Genomic DNA, 15,042 nt, shown 5'->3' on the forward strand with positions numbered 1-15,042 from the left:
ATTCAGGTATAGATATGGCGCTTGAGGCCAGGCGCCACCGTGTATGACTCCATTAGCAGGATGGCGGCCCATGCCCAAGTTTACATTGCAAGATGTTCTGATCGTGGATGACAGCCCGTCGCAGCTTTTGCTGCTGGCGGAGCTGTGCCGCAAGATGCGTATCAGCGAAGTGCGTACTGCCCGTAACGGCGAAGAAGCGCTGCAAGCCATGCGCGAGCGTCTGCCTTCTTTGCTGGTGCTCGATCTGGAAATGCCCAAGGTCGATGGCGTGCAGGTTCTGCAGCGCATGGCGCGCGAAGGCCTGGTCACGCCTGTGGTGGTGGCCTCGGCCAAAGACCCGATGCTGATCGCCACGGTAGAGCTGATGGGCCGCGAGCTGGGCCTCCCGGTGCTGGGTGCCTTGCAAAAGCCCATTAGTCTGGCCGAGCTGGGCGACCTGGTAAGCCGTGCTTACCAACACGGTGCCAGCAGCGGGCAGAGCCAGCCTTTGTGTGCCGATAGCGATATCCGCCTGGCGCTGGACCACGGCGAGATCGTGCCTTATTACCAGCCCAAGGTGACCTTGCATGGTCAGCTATTGAAAGGTGCCGAGCTACTGGCACGTTGGCCGCAAGGTGACGATGTGGTGATGCCGTCGCGCTTTATCCCGGTAATCGAGCATTGCGGCTGGAGCACCGAGCTGACGTTGCTGATGCTGCAGCAGGGCCTGGCGCAGTGGCAGCAGTGGGCGCGGCGCGGCTTGCGCCTGCCCATGTCCATCAACCTGTCGGCGCTGTCCATGGATAGTGGCGAGCTGGTCGGGCGCATCGAACAGCAGGTGGCGCAGAGCAAGGTGCCGCCGCGCTATATCATTTTCGAGATTACCGAGACCGCTGTTGCCGATAACCTGGCCGAGGCCATGGGCGTGGCCGCGCGCCTGCGGCTGGCGGGCTTTGGCTTGTCGATAGACGACTTCGGTACCGGCTTTGCCACCATGCAGCAACTGGTGCGTTTTCCGTTTACCGAGCTGAAAATCGACCAGTCACTGGTGCAGTCCATCAGTCATAAATCGCATCTGGAAAACGTGGTGCATAGCGTGATCGAGCTGGCCAAACGCATGAACCTGACCACGGTAGCCGAAGGGATTGAAACCGAGGGCGACCAGCTATGCCTGAATAATCGCGGCTGCGTGCTGGGGCAGGGCTATTTGTACGCCAAGCCACTGCCGCCGACCCAGTTCGAGTCCTGGATACGCCAGCGCCGCCAGCACGAGGGCGCACCGGCCTGAAGTTGGCCGCAAAAAAATGCCCGTCCAGGGGACGGGCCAAGCAACGCACTAGCACTCACTAAGGAGATGCCCACCGCGAGGCGGGCGGGGAATACACACGAGGAGAAACGGGGTAAAACGGGTCATGCAGGCGGCCTGTTGCCTTGAGTCAGGCCGCCGTCGGGCTTAGAAGCGGTAAGTCATGCCCACTTTCAGCGCGCCTACCGGTGCGGTGTCAGTGATCTCTTTATGCTTGATGTTGCCGATGCCGTCGTATTCGGCACGCAGGCTCACTTGTTTGTTCAGCTTGTAGTTGGCACCCAGCCCCAGGCCCACGCCGAAGGTGCTGTCCTTGCTGCCCTGCAGCGCGGCGGTGCTGCTGGTGAATTTGCTGCGGATGTGGTTGGCCGATACCTTGCCGTACACTTCGAACTGGTCGTTTACAGGGATAATGCCAAGTGCAGCGACACGAAAGGCGTCGTAGTCCAGTTTGCCTGCGCCTTTGAGCTCGGTGCCATCACCGTGATTCAGGTAGCTGCCTTCTACGGCGAAGTTGTCGTTTACGCGCTGGCCGAAACCTACTTCAAACATGCCGGAAGTGGCATCGTCATTCTTTACTTTCTTGTCGCTCACGCCGGCTTTGGCGGCGGAGCCGTCTTTCAGGGTCCACTGGTTGGCGGACACGCCCAGGTTGCCGAATACATAGGTGCCGGTATCGGCTGCGAATGCGGTGGTGCCGGCAGCGGCGAAGAGGGTGGCAATAATCAGCTTTTTCATGTGAGGCTCCTGTTGGGTCATCTGTGAACTCGATGGGGCTATTGTGCCCAGCAGGGGGTCTTAACACTATGTCGCTTGCGTGCGGGGAATGTGCGGCCAACATGCCGTTGTGTGACGCTGTGTGACAGGGCCGCAGGCGTAGCGCGGCCCTAGCTGGCCGCAGGGTGCTGCGGCAGGGTAATGGCCATGCGGGCGCCGCCCAGGCTGGCCACGTCGGCATGGGCATGGCCGCCGTGGTGCAGGGCGATCAGCCGGACAAACGACAGGCCCAGACCATGCCCGCCGGTGGCGCGGTCGCGCGAGCGGTCCAGGCGCTGGAAGGGCTCGAAAATGCGCTCGCGCTCGGCAGCCGGGATGCCGGGGCCGTCGTCGTCCACGGCAATATGCAGCTGCCCGTCTGCCAGGCTGACCGTCATGTGGACCTGGTTGCTGGCGTATTTGAACGCGTTCAGCAGCAGGTTGCGTGTGGCCACGTACATCAGCTTGCGGTCGAAGGTGGCACTGCCTGGCGCGCAGCTCAGGCCCAGCTGCAGCTGGCCGGGGCGTAGTGGCTGCATCAGGTCGACAAGGTCATCAAACCATTCGTTCAGGTCCACGGTTTCGTACTGCAGCGCCACTTCGCCACGGTCCAGCCGCGCGTAGCTGAGGCTGATGTTCAGCAGCTCATCCAGCTCGGTGAGGTCGCGTTCCATGCCTTCGCGGTATTGCTGGCGTTCGTCATCGTCTTCTGCCTCGTCCAGCATGGACAGGCCAAAGCGCAGGCGTGCTACCGGGGTGCGCAGCTCGTGCGCTACGGCGTGCGCCAGCGCCTGGCGGGTTTCCACCTGGCGCTCCAGCGCGGTGGCCATATCGTTGATGACGCTGCCCAAGGGGGCAAACAAGGGGCTTTTCAGCGTGGCGGCGCGGGCGGACAGGTCGCCCTCGGCCAGCTGGTTGGCGGTACTGCGCAGGGCGATGAGCGACTGCCAGTGCGGGCGCAGGTTCAGGTAGATCAACACGCCCATGGGGACGCCAAAGAAGCCGAACCACAGCAGGAACAAGCCCCATTCGGTTTGCAGGAAGTTATGCGGCTCGGCCTCCTGGTTGAGCGGGCCCAGTTGCAGAATCTGGCGTGTGCCGGGCAAGGGGGCGTATAGCAGCTCGTTACCGTAATCCAGCCAGCTTTGGCCGCTTGCTAGCCTGGCACGCGCGTCGTCGCCCAGGCCGGCGGGTATGGCTGGCAGCAGTTTGATGGGGTAGGCGAACAGCTCGTTGACGGTAGCCAGCTCGGCCGGCCGGCGTGCAGGGGGCTGTGCCAGCAACTGGCGCTGGATCATGCGCACGGTGCCATCCATTTGCTGCTCTATGCGGTCGCGGTCGGCGCCGGAGGTCAGGAAGATCAGCAGGGTGACAAAACCCAGCAGCAGGATGAACTGTACCACCATGGTTTGCACGAAATAACGGGCAAACAATGCGGCCAACGTTGCCGGCGGTTTCACTCCCAATCGCTCCGCGAGAACAGGTAGCCTTTGCCGCGTACGGTCTTGATGCGCGTTGGCGTATCGGGGTTATCGCCCAGTTTTTTGCGCAGGCGCGAGATGCGGGCGTCGATGGAGCGGTCCAGCCCGTCAAAGCCGATGCCGCGCAGCGCATTCATGATGTCGTCGCGCGACAGGATTTCCCCCGCGTGGCTGGCCAGCAGCCACAGCAGGTCGAATTCGGCAGTGGTGAGCTCCAGCGTGTCGCTGCCCAGTGCGGCTTCGCGGGTCGCCTGGCTGATGCTGAACTGGCCAAACACGATGCGGCCATCTTCGCTGGCCTGGCTGCTTTCGCCTTCGCTACGGCGTAGCAGGGCGCGGATGCGCGCTAGCAGCCGCCGAGGCTCTACCGGCTTGGTAAGGTAGTCGTCGGCGCCGAGTTCCAGGCCCAGGATTTCGTCGATTTCCTCGTCGCGCGCCGTCATCATCAGGATGCGGCCATGGTAGCGCGGGCGGATATCGCGGCAGACTTCGAAGCCGTCTTTGCCTGGCAGCATCACGTCCAGTATCACCAGGTCAGGGTTTTCTGCCAGGATCTGTTCGGCCGCGGTATCGCCCCGGCCATGATGCAGTACCTCGTAACCGTGCTTGCTCAGATAGACGCGTACCAGGTCTGCCAGGCGTTGGTCATCTTCTACTAGTAACAGGCGTGGGGGCATACGGGGTCTCGTCTCGGTGGGTAGTGGGGCGCGATAAATGCAAAACAGCCCGCCAGGCGGGCTGTTGTGTCGGGCATGCCGCTATCAGTAATGATAGGTGATGCCACCGCTCAGGCGGGTGCCGGAGTGGGTATCTTCCTGGCCGCCGGTGCTGGATTTTACCTTGCCGGTCTTGGCGACTTCTACAAAAGCACGCAGATCGGGCTGAATCTGGGATTCTACGCCAATGCCGATCACCGGTACGGTTTTGCGCGCCTTGAAGCTGTTGGCGCCGGTAGTTTTGCTTTCTACGCGTGCCAAACCAGCACGGCCGTACAGGCCCAGTTTTTCATTAAGCGGCAGGTGGCCGATGGCGCTGACACCTACGCTGGACAGCTCGGATTCCACTTTGCTGCCGTTGCTGAGGGTACGCTCGCTTTTACCGTAGTTCTGGTAGTCCAGTTCCCAGGACAGGTTGTCGTGGCTGTAGAAGCCGGCGCGCAGGCCGTAGCCGTTGCCGTTGTTGTCGGTCTTGGTAGTGGTGTAGCCAGGCATTGTGACGCTGTGACGGCTCAGGGACAGGTTGCCGCCAATGTACTCGTCTTTGCTGCTGTCCACTGCGTAGGCAGCCAGCGGAGCCAGCAGGGCCAGCAGTAGCAAGTTCTTTTTCATGTTGATGCTCCATGCGTTGGGGGGTAGTGCTGCATGTTAGTAGCAAGCTGTTCCAGTCGCAATATGACTTGGGTATGCTTTTCTGCAGCTAGTTATTTCGATAGATATTCTCTGAAATTACAGCCAGAAGTGCGTGCGTTGGCGGTGCGCGGCCAACAGCTGCTGGAACACGCCCGGGTCTTTGGTAAACGTCAGCTCGCCACTGGCCGGCTGGTGGAAGTCCAGCAGGCGCGATACCCAGAAGCGTAGCGCCCCCGCGCGCAGCATCACCGGCCAGGCATCGGCTTCGCTGGCGCTAAGCGGGCGCACGGCCTGATAGCCGGCCAGCAAGGCGCTGGCCAGGGTATCGTCGATGCTGCCATCGGGCAGGCGGGCCCAGTCGTTTACGGCAATGGCGATGTCGTACAACAGGATGTCGTTGCAGGCGTAATAGAAGTCGATAAAGCCGGCAATGCGGTCGCCATCCATCAGCACGTTGTCTTTGAACAGGTCGGCGTGGATCACGCCGCGCGGCAGAAAGTCAAAGCGGTGGCCGGCCTGAAAGGTGATCTCGTCGCGCAGCATGGCCGCATCGGCTGGCGGCATGGCGTGGTATAGCGTGCTGGCGGTGTGTGCCCACCAGGCCGGGCCGCGCGGGTTATCCATGCGCAGCGGGAAGGTGGCGCCAGCCATGTGCATTTGAGCCAGCATTTCACCGACTGCGTGGCACTGTGCCGCATTGGGCGCACTGACGTCGCTGCCGTGCAGGCAGCTCACCAGGCAGGCGGGCTTGCCGGCCAGCAGCGAGGCAAACTGGTCGTTGTGGTCGGCAATCGGCGCCGGGCAGGCGACGCCGTGGCGCGACAGGTGGCTTTTGAGCTGGAGAAAGTAGGGCAGCTCTTCCAGCTGCAGTACCTCGAACAGCGTCAGCACATAACGGCCGTGCGTGGTGGTGACAAAGTAATTGGTATTGGTGATGCCGGCGGCGATGCCTTTGAGTTCTACCAGCTCGCCCAGCGCGTAGCGCTGCAGCCAGGCCTGCATGTCGTCGCTGGAAACCGAGGTGTACACGGACATGGCAGCCTCCTAGAACGTCATCAGTACCCAGCGCGGGGTAACCTGCTGCTGGGAGGGGGAAACGCGCTGCATCACGCCTTTGCCGTCTTCATCCATCATGAAGTAGGCCGGTGCACCCTGCGGGGTGACTTTCACCATATAGACTTTGCCGTTCATCCGGTATTCTTCCACGGTGTCCGGGCCGTTCTGGTAAACGCGGACTTCCGGCTGCGGGCCGCTGAGCGTGGCGGGCGGTGGCGGGACGGTGGCGGGGGGCGTGTCGGCGTAAGCCGCGAGCGAGGCTGCCATAAGGGTAGCCAGCAAAAGGCGCTGCATGAGGGTTTCCTTGGTCCTGGGCTTGGTGGCGGGGGGCTATTGCCCCCTCTGTCCGGCCAATTCTACAGGTTTAGCAGCTGTTCGCGCTCCTCCGGCAGCGTTTCGAAGCCGCGGGTTTCATAAAAACGGAAAATGGTTTCTACAATTTCCTGCGGGTCGTCGATCAGCTGCAGCAGGTCGAGGTCGGCCGGGTTGATCATGCCTTCGCCGGCCAGGCGCTCGCGCACCCAGTCCAGCAGCCCGCCCCAGAAGGCGCTGCCGCACAGGATGATGGGCATCTTGCGGCTCTTGCCGGTCTGGATCAGCGTCAGCGCCTCGAACATTTCGTCCAGCGTGCCAAAGCCGCCAGGCATCACCACATAGGCCAGCGCATGTTTGACGAACATGACTTTGCGGCTGAAGAAGTGGTCGAATTTCAGGCTGAGGTCCTGGTATTCGTTGGGGCGCTGTTCGTGCGGTAGTACGATGTTCAGGCCCACCGACGGGCTCTTGCCGTAGAAGGCGCCCTTGTTGGCCGCTTCCATGATGCCGGGGCCGCCGCCGGAGATCACCGAGAAGCCGGCATCGGAAAGCAGGCGGGCGATGTCTTCGGTGAGCTTATAATACGGGTGGTCACGCGGGGTTCGTGCGCTGCCAAAGATGCTCACTGCGGGTGTAATGGTTTGCAGCTCTTCGGCGGATTCGACGAATTCCGACAAAATCTTCATCACGTGCCACGCTTCGCGCGCCCGGAAGCGTTGCATCATCGCGTAACGGTCGCTTGTTTGCGGTAATTTATCGTGCAAGCCCATACCTTAGCCCTTTTTGATTATGAAAACCCTGTTATTGATCGATGGCTCTTCTTATTTGTATCGCGCCTTTCACGCGATGCCCGACTTGCGTTCGCCGCAGGGGGAGCCCACCGGTGCCATCTACGGCATGGTGAACATGCTGGCCCGTTTGGAAAAGGAAGTCCAATTCGATTATAGCGCCTGCATATTCGACGCCAAGGGCAAGACTTTCCGCGACGCGCTGTACCCCGAATACAAAGCCAACCGCCCGTCTATGCCGGCGGAGCTGGCCGCGCAGATCGAGACCGTGCACGAGGTGGTGCGCGCCAGCGGCTGGCCGCTGTTGATGGTGGAAGGCGTGGAGGCGGACGATGTGATCGGCACGCTGGCCCGCCAGGCCGAGGCGGCCGGCTTGAAGGTGATCATCTCCACCGGCGACAAGGACATGGCGCAGCTGGTGACGCCCGCCGTCAGCCTGGTGAACACCATGACCAACGAAAATCTGGACGAAGCCGGTGTAAAAGAAAAATTCGGCGTGCCGCCGAACCTGATCATCGACTACCTGACGCTGATTGGCGACAAGGTGGACAACGTACCGGGCGTGGATAAATGCGGCCCGAAAACAGCAGTGAAATGGCTGGAGCAGTACGGCTCGCTGGCCGCGGTGATGGACAATGCGGCCAACGTGGGCGGCAAGGTGGGCGAAAACCTGCGCGCGGTGCTGGATTGGCTGCCGCGCGGGCGCGAGCTGATCACCATCAAGTGCGACGTGGAGCTGTACCACGAGCTGCCGCAGGGCATGGACAGCCTGCGCCACGGCAGCAAGCAGTACGCGCAGCTGGCAGTACTGTTTGCCCAATGCGGCTTCCGCACCTTCCTGCGCGAAGTGAACGACAAGCTGGGTGGGGTGGTGGCGGCCAACCCGGCGCCGGCGCAAGCGCCGCTACACGTCAGCGGCAGCCTGTTTGGCGACGACCTGGACACCGTGTCTGCGCTGGCCGCCGGCATCGAACCGCAACTGGCGCCGCCGCCGGCGGTGGAACGCCGCTACGAGACCATTCTCACGCAAGCCCAGCTGGACGCCTGGCTGCACAAGCTGGCCACGGCCGGGGTGGTGTCGGTGGATACCGAAACCACCAGCCTGGACCCAATGCAGGCGCGCATTGTCGGCCTCAGCTTTGCGGTACAGGCCGGCGAGGCCGCGTATTTGCCGCTGGCGCATTGCGGCCCGGACGCGCCCGAACAGCTGGATTTCGACGCAGTGCTGGCACAACTGAAGCCGTGGCTGGAAGACGCCAGCCGGCCCAAGCTGGGGCAGAACCTGAAGTACGACCGCCACGTGCTGGCCAACCACGGCATCACGCTGCGCGGTGTGGTGGACGACACGCTGCTGGGGTCTTATGTGATCGAAAGCCACGAACGCCACGGCATGGACGACCTGGCGCGCCGCCACCTGGGCGAAACCACCGTCACCTACGAGGAAATCTGCGGCAAGGGCGCCAAGCAGATCGGCTTTGCCGAAGTGGCGGTGGACGTTGCGGCCAACTACGCCGCAGAAGACGCCGACATTACCTTGCGCCTGGCGCAGCACTTTGCACCGCAGCTCGATGGTGCGCTGGGTAGCGTATACCGCGATATGGAGCTGCCGGTGGCCGAGGTGCTGTTTGCCATGGAGCGCACCGGCGTGCTGATCGACCGCGACAAGTTGGCCGCACAAAGCCACCAGCTGGGTAGTGAGATGCTGCAGCTGGAGCAGCAGGCTTATGCGCTGGCCGGCCAGCCGTTCAACCTGAATTCGCCCAAGCAGCTGCAGGAAATCCTGTTCGGCAAGCTGGGTATCCCCACCAAGGGTGTGCGCAAAACGCCGTCGGGCGGTTTCTCTACCGACGAGGAAGTGCTGGAAAAACTGGCGCTGGACCACCCGCTGCCCAAGCTGATCCTGCAGTACCGCGGCCTGGCCAAGCTCAAGTCCACTTACACCGACAAGCTGCCGACCCTGATTAATCCACAGACCGGCCGCGTGCACACCACTTATTCACAGGCGGTGGCCATTACCGGCCGCCTGGCCAGTAGCGAGCCCAATCTGCAGAACATCCCGGTGCGTACCGCCGAAGGCCGCCGCGTGCGCGAGGCCTTCATCGCCGAGCCGGGGTTCGTGATTGTCAGCGCCGACTACTCGCAGATCGAGCTGCGCATCATGGCGCACCTGTCTGCCGACGAAGGCATGCTGGCGGCTTTTGCCAGCGGCGAGGACATCCACAAGGCCACCGCCGCCGAGGTATTCGGCACCCCGTTGGCGGAGGTCAACACCGAGCAACGCCGCGCCGCCAAGGCCATCAACTTCGGCCTGATCTACGGCATGGGCAAATACGGCCTGGCCTCGCAGCTGGGCATCACCAACGACGCGGCGCAGGTCTACATCGACAGCTATTTCCGCAAGTACCCTGGTGTGGCCGACTACATGCAGCGCACCCGCGAGCAGGCCGCCGAGCAGGGCTACGTGGAAACCGTGTTCGGCCGCCGCCTGTACCTGCCGGACATCCGCGCCGGCAACCAGGCGCGTCGTGCCGGTGCCGAGCGCGCCGCCATCAACGCGCCGATGCAGGGCACGGCCGCCGACCTGATCAAGCTGGCGATGATCGCGGTACAGGGCTGGCTGTTGCGGGACGGCCTGCGTAGCCGCCTGATCATGCAGGTACACGATGAACTGGTGCTGGAGGTGGCGCACGACGAGCTGGACCTGGTGCGTACCCGCCTGCCGCAGCTGATGGCCGACGTGGCGGCGCTGAAGGTGCCGCTGCTGGCCGAAGTGGGCGTGGGCGATAGCTGGGAAGCAGCGCACTAAGCTACCCATAGGCACAAGGTTGGCCGCATGCCAGCGAGCAAGGCCGCCCGCCGGGCGGCCTTGCTACCGATATACCGCACCCTGGTCTGCCCGGCAGCCAGGGTGTTTTTTCGTCGTCGTCGCCTCGCGCGCGGCGGCACCATACCGAAGGATACGCCATGTCCGAGATACAACTACGCCCGCCCACGCTGGATGACGTGGACGAACTGCTGGCGTTCGAGCTGGCCAACCGCGCCTTTTTCGAGCGCTGGATCAACGCCCGTGCGCCGGCGTTCTACCAGCCGGACGCGGTGGCGGACAGCATCCTCGCGCTGCAGCAGGCTGCGCTGGCGGATCGCGCTTACGGCTACCTCATCCTGCACGATGGCACCTTGGTTGGCCGCATTAATCTGACGTCGGTGGAGCGGCCGTACTTTAACCGCGCCACGCTGGGCTACCGCTTGGCCGAGCAGGCTTGCGGACGCGGCTGGGCATCGGCCGCCGTGGCCCGGCTGCAGCAGCTGGCTTTCGGGCCGCTGGGCTTGTGGCGGCTGGAGGCGCACGTGGGGCAGCACAATCCGGCGTCGCGCGCGGTGCTGCTGCGCAATGGTTTTGCGCTGTACGGCCAGAGCGAGCAGTCGTTCTGCCTGCACGGGCAGTGGCACGGCATGTGGCACCTGGCTTGTCAGGCAGCGGGCGAGCCCAGGTTGGCCGCAACCCCGGCAGGGGCTGCGCTATAACGCAGTAGGCATTCTTCCTGACGCGTGCACCAGACATGATCGATATTCATACCTTGCCGGTTGCCCTTACCATTGTGCTGGTGGGGTGGAGCAGCTGGCGCTTTGCCGCCAGCCAGGCCGAGCTGCAGCAGGAACGCCGTATCTGGCTGCAAGGCTGCCTGTGCATTGCGGGCGGCCTTGTATTGGAGGCGCAGCCCTTGCTGCACTGGCGCTGGCTGGACGCGGTGAGTATGGCCGGCTTGCTGGGGGGGTATCAGCAATTTGCCCTGGTGCTGTCACGTTTGCAGCAGCAGCGGTCACACTACCTGCCCGGGGTATTGCTGCTGTTGTTGACCACGCTGATGAATACCCCGTGGCAGCCGGTTAGCGTTGCCGAAAGCTGGAATACGGTAGCGCTGGCCTTGGTATACGCCCGCTTGTCCTGGCTGCATTGGCAGATCGAACGGGCTATCCGGCAGGGCTACCCCATTCTCACGACGCTGTACGGTTTGGGCATGCTGGCGTTTTTGGCCCGCCTGTCACTGCATGTATTGGGCTTGCAGGACCCGGCCTTGCTCGATCTGGTGGAGCCGCTGTTGTACTTGCTGGCCTCGACCGCCACCATCTACGGCAGTTTTGGCTTTCTGATGGTGATTTTGCGGCGTCGGACGCAGCGCCTGGTGCGGGAAACCTTGCAAGATGGCCTGACTGGTGTCTTGAACCGGCGTGGGCTGGACGAAGCCTTGTTGCAGCTGCAGCAGGGCATGCCGCTCTACCCTTGTGTGGCGATAGCCATGCTGGATGTGGACCACTTCAAGCAGGTGAACGACCGCTACGGCCACGCTGCAGGCGACGAGGTGCTGCGCCAGCTGGCCCGGTTCTTTCGCCAGTCGCTACGGGCGCAGGACGTGTTTGCCCGCTACGGCGGCGAAGAGTTCTGCGTACTGATGCCCGGTGCCGCGCTGGCCGACGCCCAGCGCAAACTGGACCAGCTGAGGGCCGCATTTGCCACGCAGGCATTACTGGCCGAGGCCCCCGATCTGCGCTGTACCTTTTCGGCCGGGCTGGTGTGCTGGGACGAGGTAGAAGTGAATCCGGAAAAATTGCTGCACCAGGCCGACGACCTGCTTTATGCCGCCAAACGTGCCGGGCGCAATTGCATTATGGTGGCAGACCCTCGCGGCGATTAGGCATGGCTGGCGATATGCACACGGTTACGCCCCGCGTTTTTGGCTTCGTATAGTGCCTTGTCGGCCTGGCGCATCATGTCGCCCAAGGCCTGGCCTGGCTGCCGGCAAGTCAGGCCGATGCTGACGGTGAGGGCAATGCTTTGGCCGTGGCTCAATACCGGGGTTTGTGCCACCAGTCGGCAGATACGCTGGGCGGTGGCCATGGCGTCTTCCGTGCTGGTGTCGGTAAGTAGCGCGGCAAACTCTTCGCCGCCCATGCGGCAGACCAGGTCTTGTGCCCGCAGGCTGTCCTGCAAAATGCGGGCAAACGAGCGCAGCGCCTCATCGCCAGCGGCGTGGCCATAGCGGTCGTTAACTTGCTTGAAGTGATCCAGGTCAAACATCAGCATGCACAGCGGTTTGGCGGGCAGCGGGTGGCGGTCGCAGGCATCTTCGGCCAGGGTCATGAAATGGCGGCGATTGAATAACCCGGTCAGTGCGTCTTGTGTGGCCAGCTGGAACAGTTGGCTGGCGCGGCGCTCCTGCTGGATGGCGATGGCCATCAGGTGCGAGGTGCGCAGGGTAATGTACTCGCTGTGGGCGTCGGGGGCGCAGGGCTGGGCAAAGTAGATGGCAAAGGTACCCAGCACGCGGCCATCGTGCGATTTGATGGGGTAGGACCAGCAGGTGCGCAGCTTGTGCAGGCTGGCTAGCGCCGCGAAATCGACCCAGAACGGGTGTTGCTGGATGTCGGTGACGATCACGGCTTCGCCGGTAAAGGCGGCAGTGCCGCAGGAGCCTACGCTGGCGCCAATGGTCACGCCGTCAATTTGCGCCTTGTATTCGTCCGGCAGGCTGGGGCCAGCCGCTACCCGCAGGTGTATGCCTTCATCGTCCAGCAGCATGATGGAGCACATCGAGCCTTCGATCTGCGATTCGATCATATGGCAGGTCCACACCATGACTTCTTTCATGGGGCGATCGTTGGCAATCATTTCCAGCAGGCGGTTTTCGTCAGCCTGCCATAGCCGCATGGCGTGCTCTTCACTGATATCACGGTCAATGCACAGTAGCGATTGCACCTGGCCATGTTCGTCGGTTTCGGGGAACAGCCGCGATTCAAACACGTAGTGCTTGTCGTGGTGGTTCAGCTGGTTTTCAAAAGTTACCGGTTTGCCGCTGGCCAGTACCTGGCTACTGGCATGGCGGAATGCATCGCACACGTGCGCGGGCAGGCCGCGCTCTTCTATGCCCAGGCCAACGTGCAAGGCGGGGGGGATGGGCGAGTAACGGGCGAGGGCACTATTGGCGTACAGGCAAACCAGCTGCGGGTCATAGCGGCTGATGATGTCCGGCGAGTTTTCAATCAGGTTGCGGAAGGTTTGCCGGTCTTCGCGGATGCTCAGCATCGTGCCATCCGGCAAGGGGGTCAGCAGCCAGTCCAGCAACTGGCCGGCATAGAGTTGCTGGCTGGCATGGGCTTGCCCTGTCTGTAGCGCCTGCTCCAGCTCCTCCGGCAGCAAGCTGGCGGGAAGGGGTTGGCCGTATTGCAGCGGGGCGCAGTGCAGTAGCTGGTAAAAGCGTGCGGTAGCAAAACGGACCCGTTGCTTTTCATCCAGTAGCAGGTAGCCACCCGGCAGGGCGCTGAGGGCTTTTTCCAGTGTGGCAGTGGCCGGCACATTGTTCTCCATGGCTGGGCGCGCACGGCGAAAGCGTGCTTACTCTGGATTGTAGCGATAAAAGGAAAACTGTCATGAATTGCGTATCGCGCTATTTTCTTTTCAGTTTGCGGCCAGCTGCATCTGTCGCATAGCGGTCGCCAAGCGTCACGCTGCGCGTTATGCTCGAGCGCATTCTGGCAGGAGGCTATGTGGAGTATTTTCCGATTTTCATGCGCTTGCAGGGCGAGCCCTGCTTGCTGGTTGGCGGGGGCGAAGTCGGCCTGCGCAAAGCCCGGCTTTTGCTATCGGCCGGCGCCCGGCTGACGGTGGTGTCCCCCGAGCTGGCGCCGGAGCTGGCACAGATGGCGGCTAGCGGTGAGCTGGTACATATTGCGGCCAACTTTGAGCCGGCGCACATCGGCGATTATAAACTGGTGGTGGCCGCGACGGACGTGCGCGCTGTCAACCGTGTGGTGTCTGATACGGCACAGGCCCGCAATATCCCGGTAAACGTGGTGGACGACCCTGAGCTATCCAGCTACATCACCCCGGCGATTGTGGACCGTTCCCCGCTGGTGATTGCCATTTCTACCGGCGGCGGTGTGCCGGTGCTGGCGCGCCTGGTGCGCGCACGGCTGGAAAGCCTGATTCCGGCCGGCTTTGGCCGCCTGGCCCGCTTTGCTGCCGGTTTTCGCGATCAGGTGAAAGCCCGCTTTGGCAATGTGGAAGAGCGCCGCGCTTTCTGGGAGGCCGTGCTGGAGGGCCCGCTGGCCGAACAGGTGATGAATGGCGACGAGGCGGCGGCTCGGGACGATATGCAGCGCAGGTTGGCCGCAGCAGACACGGCACCTGCCGGCGCGGTTTACCTGGTGGGCGCCGGCCCCGGCAACCCCGATTTGCTGACTTTCCGCGCCTTGCGCCTGATGCAGCAGGCCGATGTGGTGTTGTACGACAACCTGGTCGCCCCCGAGCTGCTGGAGCTGGTACGCCGTGACGCGGAGCGTGTGTTTGTTGGCAAGCAGCGCGCCAACCACACCTTGCCGCAAGAAGATATCAACGCCTTGTTGGTACGGCTGGCGCAGGAAGGCAAGCGTGTGTTGCGCCTCAAAGGTGGAGACCCGTTTACCTTTGGCCGCGGCGGTGAAGAAATTGCCCTGCTGGCGGCCAACCACATACCGTTTGAAGTGGTACCGGGGATTACCTCGGCCAGTGGGGCGGCGGCGTATGCCGGTATTCCGCTGACACACCGTGATCATGCCCAGTCGGTGACGTTTGTCACAGGTCATAAAAAAGACGGTAGCATTTTGTTAGACTGGCCAGCGTTAACGCGTAGTGGGCAAACCGTGGTGGTATACATGGGCTTGGCCATGGCCGAGGAACTTTGCCAGGCATTCATTAGTCATGGAAAAGCCTGCGATACACCCGCCGCCGTAGTGGAGCAAGCCACGACACCCCGGCAAAGAACCGTGCTGGGGACGCTGGAAACCTTGCCTGCCTTGATTCGTGCGAATAGTATCAGCTCACCTGCATTGATCATCGTGGGTGAGGTGGTGTCGCTGGCACCGCAGCTGGGCTGGTATCGCAGCTCGGTAGAAGGTGCCTGAGGGCACGGCCTCCAGGGGCTGCCTGTACGGTAGTGTTTGACGCGTTGGCAATAGCCGGCATACGCCGGGGTGAA

General features: G+C 62.6%; 13 protein-coding genes. 5 read left to right on the forward strand and 8 right to left on the reverse strand.

Features of this window, described 5'->3' with window-relative positions; translation table 11 throughout:
• The first annotated feature begins 70 nt into the window (after positions 1-70).
• On the forward strand, positions 71-1,267 hold the full coding sequence (locus tag LCH97_RS14665; RefSeq protein ID WP_227302334.1) for an EAL domain-containing protein: 1,197 nt from the start codon (positions 71-73) through the stop codon (positions 1,265-1,267).
• Positions 1,268-1,432: 165 nt separating this feature from the next.
• On the opposite strand, the gene LCH97_RS14670 is transcribed toward LCH97_RS14665, so the two are convergent.
• The 7 genes from LCH97_RS14670 to LCH97_RS14700 all read right to left on the reverse strand — a co-directional run bounded on the left by LCH97_RS14670 (position 1,433) and on the right by LCH97_RS14700 (position 7,012).
• Positions 1,433-2,023, reverse strand: a complete 591-nt coding sequence (locus LCH97_RS14670; protein WP_227302335.1) for a porin family protein — start codon at positions 2,021-2,023, stop codon at positions 1,433-1,435.
• 149 nt (positions 2,024-2,172) lie between these two features.
• On the reverse strand, positions 2,173-3,501 hold the full coding sequence (locus LCH97_RS14675; protein ID WP_227302336.1) for an ATP-binding protein: 1,329 nt from the start codon (positions 3,499-3,501) through the stop codon (positions 2,173-2,175).
• A complete protein-coding gene (locus tag LCH97_RS14680) occupies positions 3,498-4,199 on the reverse strand; it encodes a response regulator (RefSeq protein ID WP_227302337.1) in 702 nt (233 codons plus the stop codon). Before LCH97_RS14680 ends, LCH97_RS14675 begins: the two co-directional genes overlap by 4 nt.
• 84 nt (positions 4,200-4,283) lie before the next feature.
• Complete coding sequence (locus LCH97_RS14685; RefSeq protein WP_227302338.1) at positions 4,284-4,850, reverse strand: outer membrane beta-barrel protein; 567 nt, start codon at positions 4,848-4,850, stop codon at positions 4,284-4,286.
• Positions 4,851-4,967: 117 nt separating this feature from the next.
• Complete coding sequence (gene thrB, locus LCH97_RS14690; protein ID WP_227302339.1) at positions 4,968-5,906, reverse strand: homoserine kinase; 939 nt, start codon at positions 5,904-5,906, stop codon at positions 4,968-4,970.
• Positions 5,907-5,915: 9 nt separating this feature from the next.
• A complete protein-coding gene (locus LCH97_RS14695) occupies positions 5,916-6,221 on the reverse strand; it encodes a DUF2782 domain-containing protein (RefSeq protein WP_017508625.1) in 306 nt (101 codons plus the stop codon).
• Positions 6,222-6,283: 62 nt separating this feature from the next.
• Positions 6,284-7,012 carry a TIGR00730 family Rossman fold protein gene (locus tag LCH97_RS14700; protein WP_227302340.1) on the reverse strand — a complete coding sequence of 243 codons (729 nt, stop codon included), beginning with the start codon at positions 7,010-7,012 and terminating at the stop codon, positions 6,284-6,286.
• Positions 7,013-7,031: 19 nt separating this feature from the next.
• Between LCH97_RS14700 and polA the strand changes: the two genes are divergently transcribed.
• From polA to LCH97_RS14715, 3 genes are all read left to right on the forward strand, one after another.
• On the forward strand, positions 7,032-9,836 hold the full coding sequence (polA, locus tag LCH97_RS14705) for a DNA polymerase I (protein WP_227302341.1): 2,805 nt from the start codon (positions 7,032-7,034) through the stop codon (positions 9,834-9,836).
• 158 nt (positions 9,837-9,994) lie between these two features.
• Positions 9,995-10,555: a GNAT family N-acetyltransferase gene (locus LCH97_RS14710; RefSeq protein WP_227302342.1), complete on the forward strand. Its 561-nt coding sequence runs from the start codon at positions 9,995-9,997 to the stop codon at positions 10,553-10,555.
• A gap of 35 nt (positions 10,556-10,590) precedes the next feature.
• Positions 10,591-11,724, forward strand: a complete 1,134-nt coding sequence (locus LCH97_RS14715; RefSeq protein WP_227302343.1) for a GGDEF domain-containing protein — start codon at positions 10,591-10,593, stop codon at positions 11,722-11,724.
• Here the strand turns inward: LCH97_RS14715 and LCH97_RS14720 are convergent.
• On the reverse strand, positions 11,721-13,394 hold the full coding sequence (locus tag LCH97_RS14720; RefSeq protein ID WP_227302344.1) for a diguanylate cyclase: 1,674 nt from the start codon (positions 13,392-13,394) through the stop codon (positions 11,721-11,723). The genes LCH97_RS14715 and LCH97_RS14720 overlap by 4 nt on opposite strands.
• 149 nt (positions 13,395-13,543) lie before the next feature.
• Between LCH97_RS14720 and cysG the strand changes: the two genes are divergently transcribed.
• On the forward strand, positions 13,544-14,968 hold the full coding sequence (gene cysG / locus LCH97_RS14725; protein ID WP_255619232.1) for a siroheme synthase CysG: 1,425 nt from the start codon (positions 13,544-13,546) through the stop codon (positions 14,966-14,968).
• Positions 14,969-15,042: the final 74 nt, after the last annotated feature.

It is taken from the genome of Vogesella sp. XCS3 (assembly GCF_020616155.1).
In the GTDB taxonomy this organism is placed as follows: domain Bacteria; phylum Pseudomonadota; class Gammaproteobacteria; order Burkholderiales; family Chromobacteriaceae; genus Vogesella.